This window comes from Streptosporangium sp. H16 (assembly GCF_051918855.1).
Lineage (GTDB): Bacteria > Actinomycetota > Actinomycetes > Streptosporangiales > Streptosporangiaceae > Streptosporangium.
Genome location: NZ_JBPXMD010000001.1, coordinates 1 through 24,357, shown reverse-complemented (window position 1 = coordinate 24,357; position 24,357 = coordinate 1). Strand labels below are relative to the sequence as shown.

Annotated in this window: 23 protein-coding genes; 7 read left to right on the top strand and 16 right to left on the bottom strand. The window is 72.4% G+C overall.

Annotated features, from left to right (window positions below; all coding sequences use genetic code 11):
• Positions 1-46 precede the first annotated feature (46 nt).
• The 4 genes from ACTOQ2_RS00115 to ACTOQ2_RS00100 are packed head-to-tail and all read right to left on the bottom strand — an operon-like array spanning position 47 to position 4,736.
• Entirely contained in the window at positions 47-1,255 is a 1,209-nt protein-coding gene (locus tag ACTOQ2_RS00115) for a substrate-binding domain-containing protein (protein WP_440097594.1), read from the bottom strand.
• Positions 1,256-1,288: 33 nt separating this feature from the next.
• Positions 1,289-2,227, bottom strand: a complete 939-nt coding sequence (locus ACTOQ2_RS00110) for an ABC transporter permease (protein WP_440097593.1) — start codon at positions 2,225-2,227, stop codon at positions 1,289-1,291.
• Positions 2,224-3,267, bottom strand: a complete 1,044-nt coding sequence (locus ACTOQ2_RS00105) for an ABC transporter permease (RefSeq protein ID WP_440097592.1) — start codon at positions 3,265-3,267, stop codon at positions 2,224-2,226. The genes ACTOQ2_RS00110 and ACTOQ2_RS00105 overlap by 4 nt, the downstream gene beginning before the upstream one ends.
• Positions 3,264-4,736, bottom strand: coding sequence for a sugar ABC transporter ATP-binding protein (locus tag ACTOQ2_RS00100; protein ID WP_440097591.1), 1,473 nt, complete (start codon positions 4,734-4,736; stop codon positions 3,264-3,266). The genes ACTOQ2_RS00105 and ACTOQ2_RS00100 overlap by 4 nt, the downstream gene beginning before the upstream one ends.
• A gap of 268 nt (positions 4,737-5,004) precedes the next feature.
• On the opposite strand from ACTOQ2_RS00100, the gene ACTOQ2_RS00095 reads away from it, so the two are divergent.
• From ACTOQ2_RS00095 to ACTOQ2_RS00085, 3 genes are all read left to right on the top strand, one after another.
• Positions 5,005-6,192: an ROK family protein gene (locus tag ACTOQ2_RS00095; protein ID WP_440065443.1), complete on the top strand. Its 1,188-nt coding sequence runs from the start codon at positions 5,005-5,007 to the stop codon at positions 6,190-6,192.
• 219 nt (positions 6,193-6,411) lie between these two features.
• Positions 6,412-6,993 (top strand): GNAT family N-acetyltransferase, encoded by a 582-nt coding sequence (locus ACTOQ2_RS00090; protein WP_440097590.1) that lies wholly within the window; start codon positions 6,412-6,414, stop codon positions 6,991-6,993.
• 71 nt (positions 6,994-7,064) lie between these two features.
• Positions 7,065-7,805, top strand: a complete 741-nt coding sequence (locus tag ACTOQ2_RS00085) for a hypothetical protein (protein ID WP_440074143.1) — start codon at positions 7,065-7,067, stop codon at positions 7,803-7,805.
• Positions 7,806-7,876: 71 nt separating this feature from the next.
• Here ACTOQ2_RS00085 and ACTOQ2_RS00080 read toward each other — a convergent pair whose 3' ends face one another.
• The 5 genes from ACTOQ2_RS00080 to ACTOQ2_RS00060 all read right to left on the bottom strand — a co-directional run bounded on the left by ACTOQ2_RS00080 (position 7,877) and on the right by ACTOQ2_RS00060 (position 12,781).
• Positions 7,877-8,842 (bottom strand): UDP-glucuronic acid decarboxylase family protein, encoded by a 966-nt coding sequence (locus tag ACTOQ2_RS00080; RefSeq protein ID WP_440097589.1) that lies wholly within the window; start codon positions 8,840-8,842, stop codon positions 7,877-7,879.
• Positions 8,839-9,873: a glycosyltransferase family 9 protein gene (locus tag ACTOQ2_RS00075; protein WP_440097588.1), complete on the bottom strand. Its 1,035-nt coding sequence runs from the start codon at positions 9,871-9,873 to the stop codon at positions 8,839-8,841. Before ACTOQ2_RS00075 ends, ACTOQ2_RS00080 begins: the two co-directional genes overlap by 4 nt.
• A gap of 34 nt (positions 9,874-9,907) precedes the next feature.
• A complete protein-coding gene (locus tag ACTOQ2_RS00070) occupies positions 9,908-11,146 on the bottom strand; it encodes a glycosyltransferase family 9 protein (RefSeq protein ID WP_440097587.1) in 1,239 nt (412 codons plus the stop codon).
• A 467-nt stretch (positions 11,147-11,613) separates the two neighbouring features.
• Positions 11,614-12,060 (bottom strand): dCMP deaminase, encoded by a 447-nt coding sequence (locus ACTOQ2_RS00065; RefSeq protein WP_440097586.1) that lies wholly within the window; start codon positions 12,058-12,060, stop codon positions 11,614-11,616.
• A 10-nt stretch (positions 12,061-12,070) separates the two neighbouring features.
• On the bottom strand, positions 12,071-12,781 hold the full coding sequence (locus tag ACTOQ2_RS00060) for a RibD family protein (protein ID WP_440097585.1): 711 nt from the start codon (positions 12,779-12,781) through the stop codon (positions 12,071-12,073).
• A 474-nt stretch (positions 12,782-13,255) separates the two neighbouring features.
• Between ACTOQ2_RS00060 and ACTOQ2_RS00055 the strand changes: the two genes are divergently transcribed.
• The 3 genes from ACTOQ2_RS00055 to ACTOQ2_RS00045 all read left to right on the top strand — a co-directional run bounded on the left by ACTOQ2_RS00055 (position 13,256) and on the right by ACTOQ2_RS00045 (position 15,695).
• Positions 13,256-14,236: an anion permease gene (locus ACTOQ2_RS00055; protein ID WP_440074152.1), complete on the top strand. Its 981-nt coding sequence runs from the start codon at positions 13,256-13,258 to the stop codon at positions 14,234-14,236.
• On the top strand, positions 14,233-14,892 hold the full coding sequence (locus ACTOQ2_RS00050; RefSeq protein ID WP_440074153.1) for a DUF47 domain-containing protein: 660 nt from the start codon (positions 14,233-14,235) through the stop codon (positions 14,890-14,892). The genes ACTOQ2_RS00055 and ACTOQ2_RS00050 overlap by 4 nt, the downstream gene beginning before the upstream one ends.
• Before the next feature lie 134 nt (positions 14,893-15,026).
• Positions 15,027-15,695 carry an AIM24 family protein gene (locus tag ACTOQ2_RS00045; protein ID WP_440074154.1) on the top strand — a complete coding sequence of 223 codons (669 nt, stop codon included), beginning with the start codon at positions 15,027-15,029 and terminating at the stop codon, positions 15,693-15,695.
• 9 nt (positions 15,696-15,704) lie between these two features.
• On the opposite strand, the gene ACTOQ2_RS00040 is transcribed toward ACTOQ2_RS00045, so the two are convergent.
• Positions 15,705-17,033 carry a damage-control phosphatase ARMT1 family protein gene (locus tag ACTOQ2_RS00040; protein ID WP_440097584.1) on the bottom strand — a complete coding sequence of 443 codons (1,329 nt, stop codon included), beginning with the start codon at positions 17,031-17,033 and terminating at the stop codon, positions 15,705-15,707.
• A gap of 96 nt (positions 17,034-17,129) precedes the next feature.
• Here ACTOQ2_RS00040 and ACTOQ2_RS00035 point away from each other — a divergent pair, with 96 nt between their 5' ends.
• A complete protein-coding gene (locus ACTOQ2_RS00035) occupies positions 17,130-17,759 on the top strand; it encodes a helix-turn-helix domain-containing protein (protein ID WP_440074157.1) in 630 nt (209 codons plus the stop codon).
• Between the two features lie 109 nt (positions 17,760-17,868).
• On the opposite strand, the gene ACTOQ2_RS00030 is transcribed toward ACTOQ2_RS00035, so the two are convergent.
• From ACTOQ2_RS00030 to ACTOQ2_RS00005, 6 genes are all read right to left on the bottom strand, one after another.
• On the bottom strand, positions 17,869-19,203 hold the full coding sequence (locus ACTOQ2_RS00030) for an FAD-dependent oxidoreductase (protein WP_440097583.1): 1,335 nt from the start codon (positions 19,201-19,203) through the stop codon (positions 17,869-17,871).
• Complete coding sequence (gene kynU / locus ACTOQ2_RS00025; RefSeq protein ID WP_440097582.1) at positions 19,200-20,663, bottom strand: kynureninase; 1,464 nt, start codon at positions 20,661-20,663, stop codon at positions 19,200-19,202. Before kynU ends, ACTOQ2_RS00030 begins: the two co-directional genes overlap by 4 nt.
• Before the next feature lie 204 nt (positions 20,664-20,867).
• Complete coding sequence (locus ACTOQ2_RS00020; protein WP_440097581.1) at positions 20,868-21,947, bottom strand: LLM class flavin-dependent oxidoreductase; 1,080 nt, start codon at positions 21,945-21,947, stop codon at positions 20,868-20,870.
• Between the two features lie 143 nt (positions 21,948-22,090).
• Positions 22,091-22,429: a TIGR04076 family protein gene (locus ACTOQ2_RS00015; protein WP_440074164.1), complete on the bottom strand. Its 339-nt coding sequence runs from the start codon at positions 22,427-22,429 to the stop codon at positions 22,091-22,093.
• 115 nt (positions 22,430-22,544) lie between these two features.
• Positions 22,545-22,943 carry a DUF4440 domain-containing protein gene (locus tag ACTOQ2_RS00010; protein ID WP_440074167.1) on the bottom strand — a complete coding sequence of 133 codons (399 nt, stop codon included), beginning with the start codon at positions 22,941-22,943 and terminating at the stop codon, positions 22,545-22,547.
• Complete coding sequence (locus tag ACTOQ2_RS00005) at positions 22,940-24,238, bottom strand: amidohydrolase family protein (RefSeq protein WP_440097580.1); 1,299 nt, start codon at positions 24,236-24,238, stop codon at positions 22,940-22,942. Before ACTOQ2_RS00005 ends, ACTOQ2_RS00010 begins: the two co-directional genes overlap by 4 nt.
• Positions 24,239-24,357 lie beyond the last annotated feature (119 nt).

Here is a 24,357-nt window from a genome sequence, read left to right as displayed (position 1 = left end):
TCCGGGCACCGCCGCCCGGCGGTGCCCGGAACCCGGTGGATCGGCCTTACTTGCCGCCCCAGTCGGCGGGGAAGTCGGGCAGCTTCTCGCAACCGCAGAGCGCGTAGTGCAGCGGCGGCATGTTGGGCTGCAGGTAGCTGTCCAGGTTCTCGGAAGTGATCTTGGGCTGGGGCAGCTTCCAGGTCTTGGGCACCTCCTCGCCCTTGAGGATCTTCAGGGCGGCGATGATCGGGGTGCGCCACTGGTAGGTGGGGTAGGTCGGCGCGACGGCCGTGAGGCCGCCGCTCTTCCACTTCTGCAGGAAGTCCTGCTGGTCCTCGCCGACGATCGCCGGCACCGGGACGCCGGCGTCCTCGAACGCCTCGACGGCCGCCACGGCGGTGGCGCCCGCGTCCATCCACACCCCGTCGATCTTGCCGTGCCGCTGGATGTAGTCGCTCACGATGCTCTTGGTCTTGGCGGCGTCGCCGTCGGTGAACTCCACCCCGACCACGTCGAGCTGGCTCTTGTCGAAGGTGACCTTCGCCGCCGACCAGCGGGTCTCCAGCACGTCGACGCCCGGCAGGATCCGCAGCGCGAGGACCTTGCCCCCGGCGGGCACCTTCTCCACCAGGAACTCGGCGCCGTCGGCGCCGAAGGCGTAGCCGCCGATGGGGTTGATGAACGTCACCGGGCAGTCGGTGTCCACGCCGCGGTCGAAGACGATCACCGGGACCTTGGGGCAGGCGCCCGTCACCGCGGGGGTGAGCGTCGCGGTGGTGTTGGGCGAGACGATCAGCGCGTCACAGCCCTTGCCGACCAGCTCGGCGATGTCGGAGATCTGCTTGTCGTCCTTGCCCTCCGCGTCGAGGGCGGTGAACTTCTTGATCTCCTTGTGCAGCGCCACCTCGGCCTGCATGGTCTTCCAGCCCACCTGCCGCCACGGGTTGTTCACGGCGGCGTTGGAGAAGCACAGGTTGTAGGGCCCGTCCTTCTTGTACTTGGCCGTGTCCACCATCTCCGGGGCGATGGCCTGCTCCCACGGCTTGTCCGCGGGCCCCTCCGCGCTCTGGGTCCGCATGGCCAGCTGGGCGTCGTAATCGGCCTGGACGAAGAACTTCGACTGCTCGCCGGTGTTGGGGGACGCGGCGGCGGACGAGGCCGCCGCGGACGTCTCGGGGGCGGCACTGGAAGTCACCGGCTTGTCGCTGGCGCATCCCGCGGCGAGCAACATCGCGGAGACACCCGCGACGAGCACCGTTATCGGCCTGTTCAATGAAGGTCTCCTTCTTTTTTTCTGGGGGTGCGTTCAGACGCGTACTGCACGCCTGAACGGAAGCCGTACGGCACTCGCCGCGACCGCGGCGATGATGATCACGCCCTGGACGGCGAACTCCAGGGCCCCCGAGATCCCGTACAGGTTGAGCAGGGTGAACAGCGCCTCGAGGGTGAAGGCGCCGGCCATCGCGGCGATCACGGAGCCTCGCCCGCCGCCGAGCGCCACGCCGCCGAGGACGACGGCCGTGATGGCCTGGAACTCCAGGCCCTGCCCGACCTGGGCCGAGACTCCCGCGAAGCCGCCGAGCAGGATGCCCGCGACGGCCGCGGCCAGGCCGGAGAGGACGAAGGCGGCGATCCTGGTCCGGTTGACCCGGACCCCGGACAGTCCGGCCGCGCGCTCGTTGTCGCCGGTGGCGATGAGCCGCTTGCCGAAGTCGGAGCGCATGAGGAAAATCGCCGCGGCGCCCGCGGCCAGGAGGATGAGCACCGACCAGGGCACCGGGCCGAGGTCCTTGCGGCCGAACATCCTGAACGTCTCCGACAGCGCGCCGCGCGGGGCGCCGCCGGTCCACAGGAACACCGCGCCGGACAGCACGAGCATCATGCCGAGCGTGGTGATGAACGACGGCACCCGCAGCCCGGTGGTGATGACCCCGTTGGCGAGCCCGACCAGCAGCCCGATCACGATCAGCAGGGCCAGTACCGGCCAGGTCGCCTGCTCCTGACCGTCGATCAGCCGGGCGGCCACCACGACCTGCACGGTGACCAGCGACCCGACCGACAGGTCGAACTCCCCTGAGACGATCACGAAGTACTGCCCGGCCGCCAGGATGACCAGCGGCGCGGCCCGCTTGAGGAAGGCGAGGAACCCGGCGGGCTCCAGGAAGAACGGGTTGACCAGCGCGATCAGCACCAGCAGCACCGCGAGCACGGCCAGGATCGGCCCCATGGACCTGAGGGCTCTCATCGGGATCGCCTCCGGGCGGTACGGCGGGCGTAGACGGCCACGGCGGCGACGATGACCACGCCGCGGACCACGTCCTTGAAGAACGCGTTGACCTCCAGCTGGTTGAAGACGCTGTCGAGCACGGCGAGCAGCAGCACCCCGCCGACCGTCCCCACGACCCCGCCCCGGCCTCCGGCCAGGGCCGTGCCGCCGAGGACCACCGCGGCGATCGACTCCAGGTCGTAGCCGCCGTCGGTGCCGACCGTGGGCGCGCCCGCGCCGAGCCTGCTCGCCAGCAGCAGCCCGGCGACGCCCGCGCAGACCGAGCACAGGACGTGCGCGGCGACGACGATCCTGCCGGTCCGTACCCCGGACAACCGGGCCACCTCCTCGTCCCCGCCGACCGCGTAGATCCGGTACCCGAGCCTCGTGCGGCGCAGCAGGAACCAGACGGCGACCGCGACGGCGGCCCAGAGCAGCGCGGAGACCGGGACCGGCCCGATCCTGTCGTAGCCGAGCCGCTGGAAGGACTCGGGCACGCTGCCCGCGGGCCCGTCGTAGAGGTGGTCCACGATCCCCTTGACGATCAGTGCCGTGCCGAGGGTCGCGATGAAGGCGTGGACGTGCAGCCGGGTGATGACCAGGCCGTTGACCAGCCCGATCAGCGCGCTCACCGCGAGCACCGCCGCGACGCCGGGGACGATCCCGCCGTCCTGCCCGGCCATGATCTCGGCCGCGACGAGCGAGGTGAGGCTGATCAGGTACGCGACCGACAGGTCCAGCGACCCGACCAGGATCGCCAGCGTCTGCCCCACCGCGACGATGCCCAGCGCGGCCGAGCGCTGCTGGATGCCGACGACGGTCTCCAGCGTGAGGAAGTTCCCCCCGTCGAAGGCCACCAGCACCCATCCGACGAGCATCACCCCGACCAGGGCCAGGTAGATGACCTGGGTCGAGCCGATGCGGCCCGCCAGGCCGCGCCGTCCGCCGCCTCCCGGCGGGACGGGGGCGGCGGGACCCGCGGTGCCGGTCGCCGCCGCGGGCCGGACCCGGCCGGTCATGCCGTCACCTCCCCTGCGGCCAGGCGCATGACGGCCTCCTCGGAGGAGCCCGCCGGGAGCTCCCCGGCGAGGCGGCCGTCGCGCATCACCATGACGCGGTCGCTCATGCCGATCAGCTCGGGAAGCTCGGACGAGATCATCATGATCGCCATTCCGTCCTCCGCCAGGCCGCGCATCAGGTCGTGGATCGCGGCCTTGGCTCCCACGTCGACCCCGCGCGTGGGCTCGTCGAAAATCAGGACCTTCGGCGCCACGGTCATCCACTTGGCCAGCACGACCTTCTGCTGGTTGCCGCCGGACAGGTAGCGGACCTCCTGGTCGGGGCGTGGCGGATGGAGCCGTACCGCCTTCAGGAGTTCGAGGACGCCGGTCCCGCCGGTCCCGCCGATCCGGCCTCCGTCGCCGATCCTGCGCACCGAGCGGGAGACCAGCAGGGCGTTGTCCCGTACGGACTGGCGCAGCGCGAGCCCCTCGGCCTTGCGGTCCTCGTTCACCAGGCCGATCCCGGCGGCCACGGCCTGCCGTACCGACACCGGCCGCAGCGGGCTCATCGTCCCGCGCGTGAACGGCTCGGCGCCGAAGAGGGCCTTGGCCAGCTCGGTGCGCCCCGACCCCTGCAGGCCGGCCACCCCGAGGATCTCGCGTTCGCGCAGTTCGAGGTCGATCCCGTCGAGCACGGCGTTGCCGCCGCCGCGCACGCTGAGCCGTACCTCGCCCGGTTCCGTGCCCCTGGCGGGGAAGTAGGTGCCGAGGTCGCGGCCCACCATCAGCCTGACCAGCTCGTCGGAGGTCATCCCGGCGGTGTCGGCGGTCCTGACCAGCGCGCCGTCCTTCAGCACCGTCACCCGGGTGGACAGGTCGAAGACCTCTCGCAGCCGGTGGGAGATGTAGAGGACGGCGATCTTCCGTTCCCGCAGGCGGGCCACCAGCCGGTAGAGCAGTTCCACCTCGTGTTCGGCCAGCGCCGCGGTGGGCTCGTCCATCACGATGATCCGGGCGTCCTGGGAGAGCGCCTTGACGATCTCCACGACCTGCTGCTGGGCGATGGAGAGATGGCGGACCAGGTCGCGGGAGGTGAAGGAGGTCTCGCCGAGTTCCTGGAGCAGCCGGGTGGTGGCGCTCTCCATCGCCTCCCTGTCGACCAGCCCCCGCCGGACGGGCTCGCGGCCCAGGAAGACGTTCTCGGCGACGCTGCGCTCGGGCAGCAGGTTGAACTCCTGGTAGATGATCGCGACCCCGGCGCGCTGGGCCTCGACCGGGTGGGCGAAGGACACCTGGGCGCCGTCGATCTCGACGGTGCCCTCGTCCGGGGCGTGCACCCCGGCGAGGACCTTCATCAGCGTGGACTTGCCGGCGCCGTTCTCCCCGACGACCGCGTGCACCTCTCCGGCGGCGACGTCCAGATCGACCCCGCTCAGCACGCGAACCCCGAGAAAACTCTTGGCGATGCCACGCATCCTCAGGATCATGGGGTGACCGTCCCGGCGTGTGGCTCGGTGACGGTAAAGCTCGTCAGGCGCGCTATGGGTAGGGCGAATATGTCCAAAAAGTCGGTTTTGACGACACCGGATGGTAATTGATTCGTCGGTAACCGCCCGATTTCCTCCATGATTCCGGATGCTAAAGCGCCCTTATGCCGACGGTCAAGCAAAAGCACGTCACCATTTGGCATAATGGAACAGGTGGAGGGCCTAAGTTGCTTTGACGCGGCGGAAACAAGGAGTGTTGACTGTGCGCATGCTTAGCGAAGCTAACGGTTCGATCGCCGGCGCGGGGGCGCTTCTGAACATCCTGCGCGACGGTCAGGCCAGAACGAGAGCTGAGTTGGTCCAGCTCACCGGGCTGGCCAGATCCACCCTGGCCCAGCGTCTCGACGCGCTGCTGAGCCAGCAGTGGATCATCCCGACCGAGGAGGCCATCTCCTCGGGGGGCCGTCCGGCCATCGCCTTCACGTTCAACCGCACCGCCCGCGTCGTCCTCTCCGCCGACCTCGGCGCCACCCACGCCCGGGTGGCGGTCACCGACCTCGGCACCACGGTCCTCGCCGAGCGCGCGGCCGAGGTGTCGATAGACCGCGGCCCCGAGGAGACCCTCGGCTGGCTCCAGCGCACCTTCGAGGAGATGCTCGCCGAGACCGGCCACCGCCCGGACGAGATCTGCGGCATCGGCGTCGGCCTGCCCGGCCCGGTCGAGCACAGCTCGGGACGACCGGTCAATCCCCCGATAATGCCCGGCTGGGACGGTTTCCCCGTTCCGGAGTGGCTCGGCTCGCGCCTCGGCGCCCCCGTTCTCGTCGACAACGACGTGAACATCATGGCGCTGGGCGAGCACTGGGCCGCCCGCCCCGAGGCCGACCACCTCATCTTTGTCAAGATCGGCACCGGCATCGGCTGCGGCATCATCAGCGACCGCCGCCTGCACCGGGGCGCGCAGGGCGCGGCCGGCGACATCGGGCACATCCGGGTGGCCTCGGCCCTGGACACCGTCTGCCGCTGCGGCAACGTCGGCTGCCTGGAGGCCGTCGCCAGTGGCGCCGCCATGTCCGCCAAGCTGTCCGCGGACGGGGTGCGGGCCGAGGACAGCCGCGACGTGGTCCGCCTCGTACGCGGCGGCAACACCCACGCCGTCCAGCTCATCCGGCAGGCGGGCCGCGAGGTCGGCGACGTGCTCGCCTCGATCGTCAACTTCTTCAACCCCTCGGTGATAGTCGTCGGCGGCGACATCTCCGAGGCCGGGGAGCAGGTGCTCGCCGGTCTTCGCGAGGTCATCTACAGCCGGTCGCTGCCCCTCGCCACCCAGCACCTGACCATCACCGCCAGCGAGCTGGGCGACCGCGCGGGCGTGATCGGCGCCGCCGTCATGGTCATCGAGCACGTGCTCGCCCCCGGCAGCGTCGACCGGTCCGTGTCCGTCCCCACCCTCTGACCGATCGTGCCCGTCCCCACCGCCTGACCGATCCGTGCCCGTCCCCACCGCCTCACCGGTCGTGCCCGTCCCCACCCTCTGACCGGTCGTGCCCGTTCCTACCACCTGACCGGTCCGTACCCGTGACGGCCCTCCGACCGGTCGTGCCCGTTCGCGCCCTTCGACCGCGCCGGTGAGCGAACGGCGAGCGAGCGTCGCTCGTGGGACACTCGTTCGACCATGGACGCCGAACCCGTAAGAACCGCCCGGCTCACGTTGGAGCCGCTGGCGGTGCACCACGCGGCCGAGATGGCCGAGGTGCTCGGCGATCCGGCCCTGCACGCCTTCATCGGCGGTGCGCCCGAGACCGCCGGGCAACTCCGCGACCGCTACGCCCGCCTGGTCGCCACCCCGCCACCGGGCCGGGAGGAGTCGTGGCTCAACTGGGTGATCCGCCTCGACGCCCCGGACGGCTACTCGGACAACGACCAGAACCGGCCGGTCGACGCCCCGGACGGCGACTCGAACCGGCTGGTCGGCTACGTCCAGGCGACCGTCACCCGTGACCGCGCGCTCGTGGCCTGGGTCGTGGGAACCCCCTGGCAGGGCCGCGGCATCGCCGGGGAGGCGGCGGTCGCACTCGTCGCGTGGCTCAGGGAGCACGGCACTGCCACCATCGTCGCCATCATCCATCCCGACCACTCCGCCTCGTCGGCGGTGGCCCGCCGCGCGGGCCTGGTACCGACCGGCGACAGGGTGGACGGCGAGGTCGTCTGGAGCTCCGTCCGGTTCCCGGGCCGGCCGTCGCCGGGACGCGTCTGAGTAGGAATGCTCAGGGGCGGCTGAGTGCGCGCGCCCTCCCCGAACTCCCTGACCTTCGAAATGCTCAGCCCATGAAATGGTGGATTTTCCTGGTCGGGCTCGTCGCCACGGTGGTCGCGGCGTGGCTGCTCGTGTACGCCCACGTCCCGCTCTCCGCGTTCCTGTCGCTCGGGCTCGGCGCGATCAGCCTCATCTGGCTGATCGTGCTCCTCACCCTGCCGTGGAACCTCTACTTCGGGGCACGCCAGGTGGTCCACGAGATCCACGTGTCCAGGGAGCGCGGCATCGAGGTGCCCGAGGGGCACGAGGCCGAGGCTCTGGAGATCGCCCGGCGGATGCGCCGGTTCGCCATCGGCGGCCACGTCGTCTCCGCGGCGCTCCTGGCGGTCATCACCTACTTCTCGGGCGCCTCGGTGGGCTACTACTTCGCCGGGTTCTACCTGCTGAGCACCGGTTTCCGCCCGGCGGGCGCCTACCTGTCCCACCTTCGCGAGCGGGTCACCACGCTGATGAGCGAGGCCCGCCACCCTCGTGAGGACATCGTCTCCCTCGTCGCCCGGGTGGACGGCCTGGCCGCCGAGGTGACCGCGCTGACGAAGGCGGCCGAGCGGCTCCGGGGCGTCACCGAGACGCTCGGCGCCGACCTGCGGAACGGCGACGAGGCCCTGGAGCGGCGGATCACCGGTCTCGCCCGGCGTTTCGAGGACACGGTGGACGGTCTCACCGACAACCACGAGGTCATCACCGGCCTCAAGGCCTTCCTGCGCCTCGTCCGCGCCGACGCCCACGGTCACGGTCACGGTCACGCCTGACCATCGCTCCGCGGTACGGCGGGAAGGCCCGCGGAAGCGAGAAGGTCCGCGTACGGCGGGAAGGGGGACTCTCAGCGGGGGATCAGCTCCTGTGACCCGCTGAGCTCCCGGGTGAACCAGGTGATGGTGCGGCGCAACCCCTCGATGACGTCGATCTTCGGTCGCCAGCCCAGCGCGGAGGTGGCCAGGGAGATGTCGGGGCGGCGGATCTCGGGGTCGTCGTCGGGGCGGCAGACGAAACGGATCGGTGATCCCGAGCCGGTCAGGTGGCGGACCGTCTCGGCCAGGGCCAGCACGGTCAGCTCGGTGGGATTGCCGATGTTGACCGGGCCGGTGAGCTCGCCGCGGGCCAGGGCCACGATCCCCTCCACGGTGTCGTCGACGTAGCACACCGATCTGGTCTGCCCGCCGTCACCGGCCACCGTGATCGGCTCACCGCGCAGCGCCTGACGCACGAAGGTGGGAATGGCCCGGCCGTCGTAGGGCCGCATCCTGGGCCCGTAGGTGTTGAAGATCCGCACGATCGCGGTGTCGGTGCCATGACAGGTACGGTACGCGGTGGTCAGGGCCTCGGCGAACCGCTTGGCCTCGTCGTAGACACTGCGCGGCCCGACCGGGTTGACGTTGCCCCAGTAGCTCTCGCGCTGCGGATGCTCCAGCGGATCCCCGTAGACCTCGCTGGTGGAGGCCAGCACCAGCCGGGCCTCCTTCTGCCTGGCCAGCCCCAGAACGTGCAACGTGCCCAGGCTGCCCGCCTTCAACGTCTCGATCGGATGACGCAGGTAGTCCACCGGCGAGGCCGCCGAGGCGAGGTGCAGCACCAGGTCCACCTCCCCCGGCACATGCACGAAACCGGTCACGTCACACTCCACCAGCCGGAAGGCCGGCAACCCCACCAGATGCTCGACGTTACGCGGCGAACCGGTCAGGAAGTTGTCCAGGCAGACCACCTCCGCCCCTTCGGCCACCAGACGCTCGCACAGATGCGAGCCCACGAACCCGGCCCCACCGGTCACCACGACCCGCCGCCCGTTCACCGCACACCCACCTCCGTCAACCGCGCGGCGGCATCCAGGACATCCCAGACGCCGATCTCCAGCAATCCCGGATCGGGCTGGTACCCGTAGGGGTCGCCGAGGCCTCCGGTCCACAGGACGGTGTGCGGCCCCGTCTCGGGAGGCCCCCACCTGGCGGGCGAGACAGGCCCGAACAGCACCACGGAGGGAGTGACGAAGGCCGCCGCCAGATGGGCCACCCCGGTGTCGCCGCAGATCAGCAACCGGGCCCTCGCCATCAGCCCGGCCAGTTCGAGCGGGCCGGTGCGCCCGGCGAGCACGGATGTGGACGGCAGCCCGGCGAGCAACGCCACCCGCTCGGCGAGGTCCCGCTCCTTCTCGCTCCCAGTGATCACGATCTCGTGCCCGTTGTCCCGCAGCTCCGCGGCCACGAGCGCGAACCGCTCCGGCGGCCAGCGCCTGGCCGGGTACGCGGCTCCCGGGTGGACGACGACCGGCCGCGACCCCTCGTCACCGAGCCGGGGGCGCTCCAGTTCCAGGTCGGCGGGATCGGCCTCGATGCCGTACCAGCCGAGCAGGTCGCACCAGCGCCGCACCTCGTGCACGCCGTCCGGCCAGTCCGGTCCGTACGCGTCGGGGAAGGCCGGGTGCGTGTGGGTGAGCAACCGCGCCGGGCCGGTGCGGTGGAGCGCGGCGATGCTGTGCGGGCCGCCCCCGTGCAGGTTGACGGCGACGTCGACGCGACGGCCGAGCGGCGGTACGTGACCGGGTCCCGACACGTCGCACACCTCGTCCACCCCGCCGATCAGCGGCACCAGGGGCGCCAGCGCGGAGGGCGCGGCCAGCACGATCCGGTGGCCGGGGTGGGAGCGCCGCAGGGCGCGCAGGGCCGGTACCGCGGTGAGCAGGTCCCCCAGTCCCAGCCCTCGCAGCACCACCATGAGCGGCCGGTCCCCCGCGGATTCCGCCACATCGACGCTCCGCCCTCCGGCGTCGGTGTCGCCGACGGTCTCGAGGGGGCTCGCGTGCTCAGGTACCAGGGGGACTCTCATGTGACTGCCTCTTTCGCGAACGTCGGGGCGCTCCTCATGTGACGGCCTCTTTCACGAACGTCAGGTGGTCGACCGCCTCCACGACCCGCGTGCTCGGCACCGACGACAGGCAGGGGTGACCGGGGACCGGGCAGGTGCCGGCCCGGGTCCCCCCGCAGGGAGCCCGCTGGTCGCCGAGGATCACGGTCGGCACCCCGTACGGCGCCCAGCGCCCGGCGGGGACCACGGGGGCGAACAGGCTGACGACCGGCGTGCCGACCGCGGCCGCGAGGTGGGCGGGACCGGCGTCGGCGACGACCACCGCGCACGCTCCCTCGAGCACCGCGGCGAGCTCGGGAAAGGTCGTCCTGCCGCCCAGGTCGACGACGGACCTTCCCGGATGCCCGCCCGGCCGCCCGCCGCGTGGGGCCGAGGGGTCGTCCGAGCCCCGGCCGCCCGTCGCGACGGACTGCCCGTCGACCCAGCCCTCGGTGAAGGTGGGCTCGTCGGCCTCCTCCCAGCCGCGCAGGCGGACGGGACCACCGCCCATCCAGCCGCCCGCGAAGAGGGGGCCGGGCGACAGGCCGTGCTGCCCGACGCCGGAGGCGATCCGCGCGGTGAGCGCCCGCTCGTCCTGGCCGCCGGTCACGACGACCCTGCGGCCCGAGCGGACCAGGTCGTGGACCGCGCGCGACCAGCTCTCCTCCGGCCACGCCCTGGCCGGGGCCGACACCCCGGGGTGCAGGACCACGTAGCCGGGCGGCCCGGTGAGATGGCCGACGTCGAGCAGCGGGCGTCGTACGGCGAGGTTGCCCGGATCTCCCTTGGGAAGTTCGAATCCCGCCGCACCGGCGAGCCCGAGCATGCGCTCGGGCTCCGGCACGTCCACGTCCTCGTCGACGACGTGCCGCACGTCGAGCAGCGAGCCGGGGTAGTCGGCGGAGATCGCGGCGATCCTCAACGCACCCGCGAGCCTGAACAGCAGGGCCAGCGGCAGCGGCGACTGGTGGTGCGAGGTGAGGATCAGCGCCTGCTCGGGGGCCACGTCCCGGACGATCCGCAGCAGCCTCAGGACGTGCGGGCCGGTCATGGGCGGCGCGGCCGGGTCGATCCACGGCGTGCGCCATTCCACCACCCGCGACACCCCGGGCAGCAGCTCGGCGGCGGCCCGGCCGTACGGCCCGGTCAGCAGCACGACCTCCCGCGCGCTCGCGGCCACCGCGCGGATCGCGGGCCCCGCCAGCAGGACGTCGCCCGCGTTGTCCACGCGGGCGACGAGAACGGTGCCGGTCATCACCGCTCCCCGGGCCGGGCCACGGCGGTGGTCTCCCCGTTGACCACGGGGGCGGCCGACGGATCATGAAAAATCACGTTTTTTCCGAGAAATCTCATGGTGCTCGGCCTCTCGTTCGATATCTAATGACTACCGAGCGGAGCGGCCATACAAACCGAAAAATCGTATATAAGCGCAGTTGAGAGGGTTATGCGATTACTTTTATCGCTATAAGTAATCGTTCCCAGGATTAGCTGGTTCCCCGGCCGGGTAACGAGGCGGATCACCGCGACGGTGGATCTCCCCCACGAGACTGAAGCGCCCCCGAACGGGACCGGACGTCCCCCTGACGGGGCCGGACGCTCCCTGCCGGCCGGACGGCCGGAATGACCCGGACGGCCCGATGACCAGATGGCCGGGAGGCCGGGGGCAGGAAGACCGGGGGCAGGGCTCAGGGGGCCGTACGGGACGGGGTGCCCAAAAGCCGGTCAGCCGGGGAGGAGATGGGCGTTGGGCTCGCGGGCACGGCCCGCCAGCTCGGGGATCTCCACCACGGCCACCCCGGCCGCCGCGAGTTCCTCGGCCCCGTGGCAGTCGACGAAGACCAGCGGCTCGCGCCAGGCCATCACCACGCGCCGGACGCCGCTGTCCAGGATCAGGCGGGCGCAGGTCCTGGGACGCGACCTGCGCGCGCTGCACGGCTCCAGGCTGCTGTAGACCGTGGCACCGGCCAGCCGCGGATCGTCCGGGGAGATCTTGCCGAGTGCCGACTCCTCCGCGTGGACGTGGGGATCGCCGCCCTCCCGCGAGTATCCCCGGGAGATCTCCTCGCCGCCGGCTGAGACGACCACGGCGCCGACCGAGAAGGCCGTCTCCGAGGGCGGGCACGACCTCGCCAGGTCGCACGCCAGCTCCAGCCAGTCGTGGTCGCTCATCCGAACCTCCTCAGCTCAGCGAATAGCGCAGGAGGGTGACGTCGCCCATCTTGCGGACCTCCGCCAGGTCCATCCTGCGGCGGCGGTCGCGGGGGAAGTCCCCGCCCAGCACGAAACGCGGGGCGGCGGGGTCGCCGACGAAGAACGGGGCGACGACGAGGTGGAGCTCGTCCACGAGGTCCTCCCGCAGGAAGCGCGTGTGGACGGAGGTGCCGCCCTCGACCATCAGGCGGCGCACTCCCCGCCCGTGCAGGTCCGAGAGGACGCGGCCGAGATCGACCGTGTCGCCGCCGTCGCCGCCGTCGCCGCCGTCGCCCGGGGCACCGGCGCCGACCACCTCGGCGGCCCCGCCGAGACGGCCGGCGAGCTTCGCCACGGCCGCCGGCGCGGCGTACACGATCTTCTCCGCGTCACCGGCGGTGAAGAAGGCAGCGTTCGGGTCGAGGTCCCCGGTGACGGTCAGCGTCACCTTCGCCGGAGAGGGCGGCAGGCCGCGCGCGACCCGCTCCCGCCCGCGCTCCGGTGACCTGACCAGGAGCCGGGGATCGTCGCGGCGGACGGTGCCCGCCCCGACCAGGATCGCGTCACAGGTGGCGCGGACCGCGTCGACCCGGTCGAAGTCCTCGTCGTTGGAGAGCAGGAGCCGGTGCGGCGTGACGTCGTCGATGTATCCGTCGACGGACATCGCGCAGCTCAGCAGCACGTACGGGCGCTCGCCCACCCTCCACCTCCCCGGTCGGGCACCGGCCGATCGTAACAACCTCCCTCCCGTCCGCTCGCGGCGAGGCCCGCCCCCCGCGCGTCCCGCCCGGCGCGCTCCCGATCGGCCACGCGGCGGCGAACACGGAATGTCATCTGTACGTCAGCGGCAATTCCCCGATTGTTTACCCTCTGTTAACCTAAAATTGAAGCTTTCCAAATGAAGGGTCATAAATGCGTGTGAGCTCCCCGAGCCGTGGTCACGGGCGCTTTCCCGGCCCCCTGCGCCGTCTCCGAGGACCGGCCGGCCATCGCCTCCGCGGCACCGATGCCTCGTGCACCCGCGCCGCCCACGCCTCGCACGCCCACACCACGCACACCACCCGCGCCGCCCGCGCCGCCCGCGCCGCCCGGGGCGAGGGAGAGGCGTGACGGCGAGCCACCCGGCGCGCGAGTGCCGCGAGGGCGCGGGGCACGACCGGCGGTCTCCTCGCTGATGGGATGGACCCTGGCGTTCGCCGTCGTGGCGATCCTCTTCGTGCTGGCCAGCGGGGCCAACGACGGCGCCACCATCATCGGCCTCGGGCTAAGGTTCCCCCGCTCCCCCGGCTGGGCGGTCGCCGTGCTCCTGGTGTCCGTGCTCTTCGCCGTCCCGTACCTCCTGGGGGTCGCGGTCGCGCGCACGTTCACCGAGCGGCTGGCCGGGCTCGGGACGAGCGGCGGCGCGGCGGCGTTCCTGGTGGGAGTGGTGATCGCGGTGGCGGTGGTCGCGGTGCTGACCGGCAGGGGCCTGCCGACCAGCCTGACCCTCGCGGTGATCGGCGGCATCAGCGGCGCGGGACTCGGCGCCGGGCTCCCCGTGTCGTGGCGCGACCTGGGCACCGTCCTGGCGATCGGGGCCGGCGCGCCCGTGGCCGGGCTGGCCCTGGGCTACCTGCTGGGGGCCGTGTCGCACCGCGTGCCGTCCTACCGCCGCATGCCGCGACTGGTGTTCACCACCCACCTGCTCGCCTACTCGGCCCAGTGCGTGGCGTACGCGGTGAACGACGGCCAGAAGATGATCGCGGTGGTGAGCGTGGCGATCGGGGTGAGCCGTGACGGGCTCGGCGGGGTGGGGCCCGTCGAGGTCCCGCCGGTGTGGATGGCCGCCCTGGTGGCAATCTTCCTCGCCGGCGCCCTGGCGAGCCTGATCCGCGTCGGAGGCCGGCTGGGCCGCGGGGTGGTCATCACCCGCCCGCTGCACATCGTCTCCGCCGAGGCCGCGGCCACCGGCGCCGTCCTCGGCAGTTCGGCCCTGGGAAGCCCGGTGAGCATGACCCAGTCGATCACCGCGGGGGTGGTCGGCGCGGCGACGAGCGAGGGAGCGAGGAGAGTGCGATGGCAGGGTGTCGTGAACGTGGGTACGGCGTGGCTGGTCACGCTGCCGTCGTCGATGGCGCTGGGCTGTCTCGGCGGTCTCGCGCTGAGGCTGACATGAAGCGCGCCAAGGGCAGGACCCGGAGGTTCGCGCGCGCCTGGGACGACCTGCGCGGCCGGTCGGGGCGGCGGATCGTCGGGCTGGTGAGGGACCAGGTCGCCATCGCGCGGGCGGGGGCCGAGCTGGCCCGCTCGGTCGCGTCCGGCGAGATCGAGCGGTCGGCGGCGCGTGCCCGGATGGCCGACGTGGAGCACGAGGGGGACGAGGCCAGGGCCGAGCTGGTACGGCTCCTGCGACGGGTGCTGGCGACCCCGATCGACAGGGAGGACCTGTTCAGGCTCTCCCGCTCGATCGACGACGTGCTGGACCAGCTGCGAGACCACGTACGCGAGATCGACCTGTTCGGGCCGGAGGACCTGCGGTTCGCGGCCGAACCGCTGCAGGCGGTGATCGACGGTCTCGACGAGCTGGAGGGCGCCGTGCTGAAGATGATCGACGCCCCGGCCTCGGTCACCGTGGCCGTGCTGGCCACGCGCAAGGCGTGCAGCCGCGTCCGCCAGCTCTACCAGGCCCGGCTCGCCGAGCTGTTCGCCGGGCCGCTGGACATGGACACCCTGCGCAGGCGCGAGCTGCTGTCGCGGCTCGACGCGGTGGGCCGCCGGCTCGGCGAGGCCGCCGACGCGCTCGCGGACGCGATGCTCAAGCGGAGCCACTGAGGGCGCCCTGGGGTCGTTCGCGCGGGGGCGCCGGGACGACGAGACGGCGGGCCGGGAACTCCCCCGCGGCCGGATTCGTCATTCACCATGCGGCGTCCATCCTGTGACGTCCCCGACGCTGAGAGGCATCTCCCGTGCGTGGCTCATTCTTCGGAAACCTTGACCAGGACCGGCTCCCCGACCATTTCGCCCTGCAGAACGCCAAGATGCTGCGGGTGCGGCTGGGCGGGGAGGTGCTGGCCCGGCAGGGGGCGATGGTCGCCTTCCAGGGGCAGATGGACTTCGACTACGAGGGCGCGGGGAGCGTCGGCCGCTTCCTGAAGAAGATGGTCAGCGGGGAGGGCGCGCCGCTGATGCGGGTCCGCGGGCAGGGCGTGATCTTCTTCGCCGACAACGCCACCGACGTGCACCTGTTCTACCTGGAGAACGAGGCGCTCACCGTCAACGGCACCAACCTGCTGGCCTTCGACCCGCAGCTCACCTGGGACATCCAGCGCGTCCAGGGCGCGGGCGTCGCCGCCGGCGGCCTGTTCAACACCACGCTCAAGGGCACCGGCTGGGTGGCGGTCACCGCGCACGGCGCCCCCGTGCTCCTCGACGCGGCCCAGGCGCCGACCTTCGCCGACGGCCAGTCCGCGGTGTGCTGGAGCGCGGGGTTGCACGTGGGCGTCAACCGCACGATGAAGGCGGGGGCGCTGATCGGGCGAGGCAGCGGCGAGGCCCTGCAGCTCGCGTTCCGGGGAGAGGGCTTCGTCCTCGTCCAGGCGAGCGAGGGCCCGATCGTCCCCCAGTCCGGCGGCTGATCCCGGTGGTCACGGCCTGACCTGGATGAGCCCGTGGGCGCCGGTGGTCAACCAGGGGCGGCCGGTGGCCTCCAGGGCCTTGACCACGTCGCCGTCCAGGCCGACCGCGACCTCCGACTTCAGGGTTCGCAGCGCCGCGACCGGACCGGGGAAGTACGCGGTGGCCTCGGCGAACGGGGTGGTGTGCGGCCAGGCCCTGTCGCCGACCAGACGGCGGTAGTTCAGGTCACCCTTCATGATCGTCAGTGACGCGGACGCGAAGTCCTCCCGCATGCCGACCGGCATCTCGCGGTAGGGCAGGGGCGCGCAGGAGAAGGCGTGCGCCCGGACGAGCAGCCGTCCCGACCCGAGCGCCGCCCGCAGCCGTCCCGCGGCCTGTGCCGCCTCGCCGCCCGCGGCCGACATGCGCCGCAGGCAGGCCAGGACGTCGGCCGGGGTGGCGTCGGACACGTAGTACGGCAGCGGCTTGACGTGCAGGACGACCTCGCCCGTTCCCCGGGCGTGCAGCAGGTGGTCGATCAGGACGAGGTCGGGCAGCAGCTCGCTCCCGGCGTTGTCGGCGACGAGGCAGATCCGCGCGACACCCTCGTGACCGGCCTCGTCATCGGGAACGCCGGAGACACTGAAGGCGCCGGCAGCCCCGGGACCGCCGAGAACACCGGGAGCACCGGAAACACCGGGAACGCCGGAGGCACCGGGAACGCCGGCCCCCTCGCCGCCGACCAGCGACCACAGGAGCGCGCTGTCGTCGGCCACCAGCCCGGATTCGCGGCCGGCGAGCTCGGGGCCGGCCGCGACCCGGAACACGAGGTCGGCCCGGTTGCCCCACAGCGCCCTCAGGGTCAGCATCCGGGCCAGCTCGGCGGGGGGCAGGGCGGCCAGGGCGTCGAGCTCGCGCAACTCCTCGTCGACGGCCTCGCCGGACAGCTCGGCCTGCTTGAAGGGCTCGAACGGGTCGACGCCCTGCCACGCGCCGGGGCCGAAGTAGCCGACCGCGGACAGGAGCTTGCGGTAGAAGTAACTCTCCGCCCACAGGAACGGCGCGTCGTCCCACCGCCGCCCGATGTGGCCCCGGTCCCAGCTCTCCCACAGGTCACGGTCGTGCGCGGAGCCCTCCAGCGGTTCGATGATCCCCTCGATCTCCTCGAGCAGCAGGTCGAGGGCCCGGTTCACCCGGATGTCGTACGGCGTGGCGGCCCGGACCTTCTCGATCAGGGCGGGGTGCCGTTCATGAAGGACCCGCCACGGATAGGAACCGGGGACATCGCTCAGGAACTCCGGCGGATCGCAGGGCGCCGAGGGCGCTCCGGACAGCTGCCGGGCATCACCGTCTGCCATTTCCGACTCCTTTTTTGACGCAGGACGACTCTTGTTATGAAATATGTTTAGCTAGAGCGAACAGGCGGTCACGCCGCTTGACGGAGGGAGCCGTAGGTGGGCACATCGGAGCGTCGCAGCGGTGAGGAGCTGGACCGCCACGACGCCGTCGGAGCCCGGATGCGGCAGTTCCGCAAGGAGCGCGGTCTGACACTACGCGGTCTCGCCACTCACTCCGGGCTCTCGATCGGGTTTCTCTCGCAGGTCGAGAGGGGTATCTCCTCCATCGGCCTGACCGCGCTCAACAGCGTGGCCACCGCTCTCGACCGCAGCGTGGCGGAGTTCTTCAACGACGTGCCGCCCGCGGAGGAGACCGAGGAGGAGCGCGCCCCGGCCTCCCAGCTGCCGAGCCACTTCACGCTCACCCGCTCGGCGACGGCCGCCACCGAGTACATCTCGGGCCAGCAGACCTACCGCATGCTCTCGGCCAGGGGCCCGAACCTGGTGCTCGAACCGCTGCTGGTGCACATCGCGCCCGGCGGCAAGCGCGAGAACTCCTACGGTCACGCCGGGGAGGAGTTCGCCTTCGTGCTGGAGGGCGAGCTCCTGTACGAGGTCGACGGCGTCGAGCACCGGCTGCACCCTGGCGACAGCGTCCACCTGAGATCGACCGTCCCGCACAGCATGTTCAACGACACCGACCGGGTCACCACGGTCGTGTCCGTGGTGACCCCCCGGCTGTTCTGACCTCCACCCGCCGGGGCGGCGGAGACGGCCGGCGGCGGCGCGGGGTGAATCGGTGACTGCGCCGAACGGTCGATGACGGCGCGGGGCGGCCACCGACGGCGCGGAGCGATCAGTGACGGCGCAGGGCGCGGGCCGCCAGCGCGACCGCGGCCAGCGCGCCGAGCGCCCCGGCGGCGACCGCCCCGCGCCGGCGGGAGACGCGCCGCTGGATCTCGGCGTACGGCACCGTGCTGAACGACACGAGCTCGTAGCGGGAGACGTAGAGACCGGGCAGCAGCCGTTCCAGGCCGTGCTCGACGCGCTTGCGCAGCAGGAACGACCGGGAGGCGACCTTGTCGCGCATCTCGACGAAGTTCTCCAGCGCGAGCTCGGCGATGGTGTCGGCGTTCTCCTTGCGGCGGGACCCGTACATGGCGAGGGCCCGGGGGAAGTCGTCGCCGGTCTCCTCCAGGCAGCGGTCGAGCTCCACGCAGTCCTCGAAGCCGCAGTTGGCGCCCTGGCCGTAGAAGGGGACGATGGCGTGGGCCGCGTCGCCGAGCAGGCCGACCACCGCTCCGGCGGTGCCGCGTACGTGCCAGGGGCGGGCCCGCATGGTGACCAGGTGCCCGATCGGGTTGTGGGCGTAGTCCCCGGCGAGGTGGGGCATGAGGGCGCGGGCGTCGGCGTAGTTGGCGGCGAAGAACTCCTCGAACCGCTCCGCGGTGTCCAGCTCCGCGAAGCTGCCCGGACCCGACTTGGGCCAGAACAGCGTGCAGGTGAAGGACCTGTCCGGGTTGGGCAGGGCGATCATCATGGCCTTGCCGCGCGGCCAGATGTGCAGGGCGCCCGGGTCGAGGGCGAACCCGCCGTCGTGCGCCGGGATCGTCAGCTCCTTGTAGCCGTAGTCGAGATACTCCTGGCTGAAGTCGAAGCCGGGAAGGAACTGCAGCCGTCCCCGTACCGCGCTGTAGGCGCCGTCGGCGGCGAGCACGACCGGGGCGGCGCGGGTGACGGGACCGCCGGGCGTGTCGAAGTCCATCCGGCCCGAGTCGACGTCGAGCCCGGTCAGCCGGTGCTCGAAGAGGGCACGGACCCCGGGCATGCCGAGGGCCGCGTCCAGCAGGGTGCGGTTGAGCTCCGAGCGGCTGATGGAGTTGATCGCCCGCCGCCCTCCGGCGCTGTACGGCTGGAAGGCGAGCGTGCCGTCGGGGGCGTGCGTCATCCGGCCGGGCATCGGCAGCGCGGCCTTCAGCACGGTCTCGTCCAGCCCGATCCGGCGCAGCGCGTCGATCCCCCGCTCGGAGATCGCCAGGTTGATCGAGCGCCCGCGCTCGGGGGCGGCCCCGCGCGGGTCGGGCCTGCGCTCGTACAGGGTGACCTCGTAGCCTCGGCGGGCCAGGTAGCAGGCCGTCAGGCAGCCGACCAGCCCGGCGCCGACCACGGCGACCTCGCCGGGTGAACTCATGCCGGTCTCACCTCCCCGGCGAGCGCGTCTGCCGCCCGCCAGCAGTCGTGGAACGTGGAGTACATGGGCACGGGGGCGAACCGGATGACGTCCGGGCGCCGCACGTCGGCGAGGACACCGTGGACCTCGTGCAGCCGGGCGGCCAGGTCGGCGACCCCTCCGGCGACACCGACGGCACCGGCGCCGCCCCCGGTCACCCGGAGGGAGAGCTGGGCTCCGCGCCTGGCCGGGTCGGCGGGCGTGACGATCTCCAGCGGGCGGTCGCGGGCCACCTCGGTGAGCAGCCGTTCCAGGTAGCCGGTGAGCGCCAGGCTCCGCTCCCGCAGCGCCGCCATCCCGGTCTCGGCGAACATCCGCAGCGAGACCCGGACCGGGGCCATGGCGAGGATCGGCGGGTTGGAGATCTGCCAGGCGTCGGCGGTGGGGACGGGGACGAGTTCGGGCCGCATCTCGAAGCGGGTCGCCTGCTCGGTGCTCCACCACCCGGCCAGCCGAGGCAGCTCCGGGTCGGTCACGTGGCGCCGGTGCACGAAGCAGCCGGCGACCGCGCCGGGACCGGCGTTGAGGTACTTGTACGAGCACCAGGCCGCGAAGTCCACGTCCCAGTCGTGCAGCGCGAGCGGCACGTTCCCCGCGGCGTGCGCGAGGTCCCAGCCGACGATGCACCCGGCCGCGTGCCCGGCGGCGGTGACGGCGGGGATGTCGAGGAACTCGCCGGTCAGGTAGTTGACCCCGCCGAGGAGCACGAGCGCCACCCGGTGCCCCTCGCGGGCCAGGTAGTCCGTGATGTCGGCGGTGCGCAGGCAGTCCTCGCCCTCGCGGGGGCGCAGGCGGACCACCGTCTCGTCGGGGTCGAGGCCGTGGTGCACAGCTTGGCTGCGCACCGCGTAGCTGTCGGAGGAGAAGGCGTGGTCCTCGATGACGATGCGGGTGCGCTCGCCCGCCGGACGGTAGAAGGTCGCCATCATCAGGTGCAGGTTGACCGTGAGGGAGTTCATCACCACGGTCTCGTCGGGGAAGGCGCCCACCAGGGTGGCGGCGTCCTCGCGCAGCTCGGCGTGGTAGGGCAGCCAGGGGTGTGCCGCCCGGTGGTGTCCCTCGACCGCGTGCAGGGCCCAGTCGTCCAGCTCGGCGGAGATCGCGGCGCGGGCGGCACGGGGCTGGAGGCCGAGCGAGTTGCCCGCGAAGTAGGCGACCTCGGGGTAACGGCAGGAGGCGGGGGCGGGCGGGACGAGGAACTCCGCGCGGCGGCACACCGGCTTCCCGGTGCCCCCGGCCTGCTCGGCGTGCTCGGCGTCGGCGGCCAGCGCCTCCCGCTCGCCGGGGCCGCCGGGGCTTCCGGGACCGCCGGAACCGTCATGTCCGCCCAGGTCGCGGCGCGGGCCACCGGCCGGGTCACCACGCGGGTCACTGCGCGGGTCACGAAGGCCGCCGGGACGTCCCGTCCTCGCGGCCGTCACGCCGACACCTCGATCGCCGGGCCTCCGGCGCGCTCATTCGTCACGTCGTCTCCTCCTCCCCTCTTATGTTCACCCATACTGAACTGAGGTGAAATTAGCGGCGCGCGACGATTCCGGCCGCACGCTTTGCGGACGGAAGGTTCTCCGGGCATCCGGTTTCGAGATGACGGAGCGTCACCGAGGAGGGCGGCGTCTCACTCTCGGTTAACGCGTTGTCGCCACCTTCTTCGGGGAAAGGTCCAGCGACGGCAGTACCTCGGTGCCCAGCAGCTCCACGCCGCCGTCGTCGGTGAGACCGTGCGGAGTACCGAACTCCACCCGGTGCGCGCCCGCGTCGAGGAGGGCCTGGGCCTGCGTGGCGACCTGCTCCGGGGTGCCGGAGAAGGCGAACAGGTCGAGCAGGTCGCCGGGGATCAGCCGCCCGGCGTCCTCGTCCCTCCCCGCGCCGACCAGTTCCTTGACCCGGCCGAGCAGGTCGGCGGGGATCTCCACGGTCGGATCGAGGTCGGCGACCACCGCGAGGTACATGGCGACCTCGGCGCGCGCCCTGGCGCGGGCCGCGGCGCCGTCGGCGTCCACGACGGTCACCGCGCCCAGGACGACGCCGATCTCGCGAGGGTCACGCCCGGCCGCCACCGCCCCGGCCGCGACCCGCTCGCGGATCACCCCGACCATCGCCGGGTTCGCGCTGCCGCCCACCTTGATCTCGTCGGCGACCCGCCCGGCCAGCGCCGCCCCTCGCGGGCCCCAGGCGCCGAGGAGCAACGGCGGCCGGGTCCGGTGCACGGGGTAGCGCAGCCGGGTGCCGGGCGCGAGACGGAACATCTCCCCCTCGTACCCGCCGGTGTCACCGGCCAGCAGCCGGTAGACCACCTCGGCGGCCTCCGCCAGCGCGGTCAGTGGCCTGGGCTGGGCGATGCCCACAGCGCCGAGCCAGGTGCCGCGCGCCAGGCCCAGGTAGGCGCGGCCGTGCGAGGCCAGGTCGAGGGCGGCGAGCTGCCCGGCGATCTCGTACGGTGCCGTCGAGTACGGGTTGAGACAGGCCGCGCCGAGCCGCACCCTCTCGGTGGCGGCGGCCATCTCCAGCAGGGGAAAGACCGGCGGCTGGTACATCAGGTCGCCGAACACGCTCAGCACGTCGAAACCGTGCTCCTCGGCGTGGCGCGCGAGCCGCGCGTAGTCACCGGCCCGCTTGTCGCTCTGCAGGCCGAGACCGATCTCAGCGGCCGTCATCGCGAACCCCCGGCCCGGCGGCCGGCGCGGCCCCCTCAGGTCGGCGCTCATCGCGAACCCCCGGCCCGGCGGTGGTCGCGCGAATCCCCGGCTCGGCGGTGGTCATCGCAGTCCCCCTCGGTCGGTGGTCATCGCAGTCCCCCTCGGTCGGTCGTCATCGCGGCCCCCTCGGTCGGTCGTCATCCCGGTCCCCTTCAGGTCAGGTCGGCGGAGTTCATCCGGCGGCGGCGGGTCCGCTCCACCCTCATCACCAGCCGCTCCTCCGGGTCGGGGCAGGCGAACAGGGTGTCCCGCGCCAGCCAGTCGCCCTCGGCGAGGTCGCGCTGCTTGGCGGCGAGGAAGGGCAGCACCGAGGCGAGCGCGTAGACGCAGAAGTGCTCGCCGTCGGGGAGCCGCAGGTGGGCACTGTTCTCCAGCGTGAAGCGGTCACCCACCTCCATCCCGCAGACGGATCTGCCCTCGATGCGGTCGACCACCACCCGCAGGTCGTACAGCTCCATGTCGCCGTCGCCGTTCCCGCCGATGTCGTCCATGCCGGTTCCTCCCTCGGCCCGTCCAGGCCGTGATCCTCGCTGTCGTACGGCGTGCGGCCCGGCCGGTGGGGGTACCGCCTCCGGCTCGGCGTCCGCGCGGGCGGCCGGCCTCCGGTCACGAGGTGAGCAGTTCGGAGTGGTGGTGCACGATGAGCCAGTCGCCGTCGACGCGGCGCAGCACGTCGGTCACCCGGCTGCGCCGGGCGGGCCCGCCCGGCGGTTCGGCGACGAGCACGTAGCGGGCGACGCCGGTGTCGTCCCACACGTCGATCCGCTTGTCCTCGGCCGCCAGCCGGTCGAGGCGGGGACGGGCTCCCGAGCCGTCCCTGTCGTCGCGGTAGGCGTCGAGTTCCGCCCGGGTCCGCAGCGGTCCCGGCAGGTGCGTCTCCCAGGTGGTGACCTCGGCGTGCAGGTGCCCGTCGAACCGGCGGCGGTCCGCCGCGAGGAACGCGTCGTACATGTCGTCGATGCCCGCCGCGATCAGGTCGGCGTCCGCGCCGGAGGCGGTGTTCACGGTTTCTCCCATCCCGACCGGTCGTCGCGGACGACCCGGCCGCCCTTCATCACCCAGCGGACCCCGCGGAAGGCCGAGGTGTCCGCGAGCGGGTCCGCGTCCATCGCGATGAGGTCCGCGTACTTGCCGACCTCGACGGTGCCGAGATCGGCGTCGGCGCCGAGCCAGCGCACCGGGCCGAGCGTGCCGGCGTGGAGCGCCGCTGCCGGGCCGAGGCCGCCCTCGGACATGCACTCCAGCTCGCGTACCGAGGCGTTGGTCCCCTCGAAGTCCCAGAACGGCGGCATGTCGCTGCCCAGCAGGACGTCCACCCCCGCGTCGAGGGCCATGGCGTAGCTCTCCAGGTGCCGGGGTCCGGCGCCGAGCGAGCGGCACTGCATCCACTCCGGCACCCCGAGCTCGTCGAAGAACTCCTTGCAGCGGGTGACGAGCAGTGTCGGCACCAGGGACGTACCGCGTTCGGCCATCCTCTTCGCGACCTCGGGGGTGAGCTGGTAGCCGTGCTCCACGCAGTCGAGGCCCAGCTCGACGGCCTCGGCGATCACCGCCGCCGGGCCCGCGTGCGCGGTGACCTTGCGGCCCCAGGCGTGCGCGGTCTGCAGCGCCGCCGCCAGCTCGTCGGAGAACAGCTGCGGGGTGTCGATCCTCTCGTGCTCCCCGGCGATCCCGCCCGAGATCATGATCTTGATGAGGTCGGCGCCCGCCTTGACCTGGCTGCGCACCCCGCGCCGGAACCCGTCGGCGCCGTCGCACTCCAGGGTGTCGCTCCCCTCGTGCCCGTGGCCGCCGGTGCACACCAGGGCGCGACCGGCGGTGAAGATGCGCGGGCCGATCGCCCGGCCCGACTCGATCGCCCGGCGCAGCGCGAAGTCGGCGTGGTCCTTCTCGGCCACGCACCGCACCGTGGTGACCCCGCAGTGCAGGGTGCGCCGGGCGCCGTCGGCCATGTAGAGGGCGAGCTCGTGCGCCGTCATGTTCTTCACGCTGTCGCCTCCCCTGCCGGGGAGCGACAGGGACAGGTGGGTGTGCATGTTGACCAGGCCGGGGGTGACGTGCGCGCCGTCGAGGTCGATCGGGTGGGCGTCGCCCGTCCGCTCCAGGATCTCCTCGCGGGGGCCCACGGCCGCGATCCGGTCGCCCCGGATCCACACCGCCGCGTCGGCGATCCGCCCCTCGTCACTCGCCGCTCCGGCCGCCGCCGTACGGCTCCCCGGGGCCGCACCGGGAACACCGCAGGCGCGGGCGTCGGTGACGGTGCAGTTGACGAGGACCATGTCGTTGACCGCGCCGTTCATCGGGCCGCCCCTGTCCCGTAGGTGCGGCGGGCGGCGTCGGGTGAGACGTAGCCCTCGGCGACGTCACGGCGCACCAGCTCGGGATCGCGCTCGCGCGGATCGCCGTGCCCGCCGCCCCC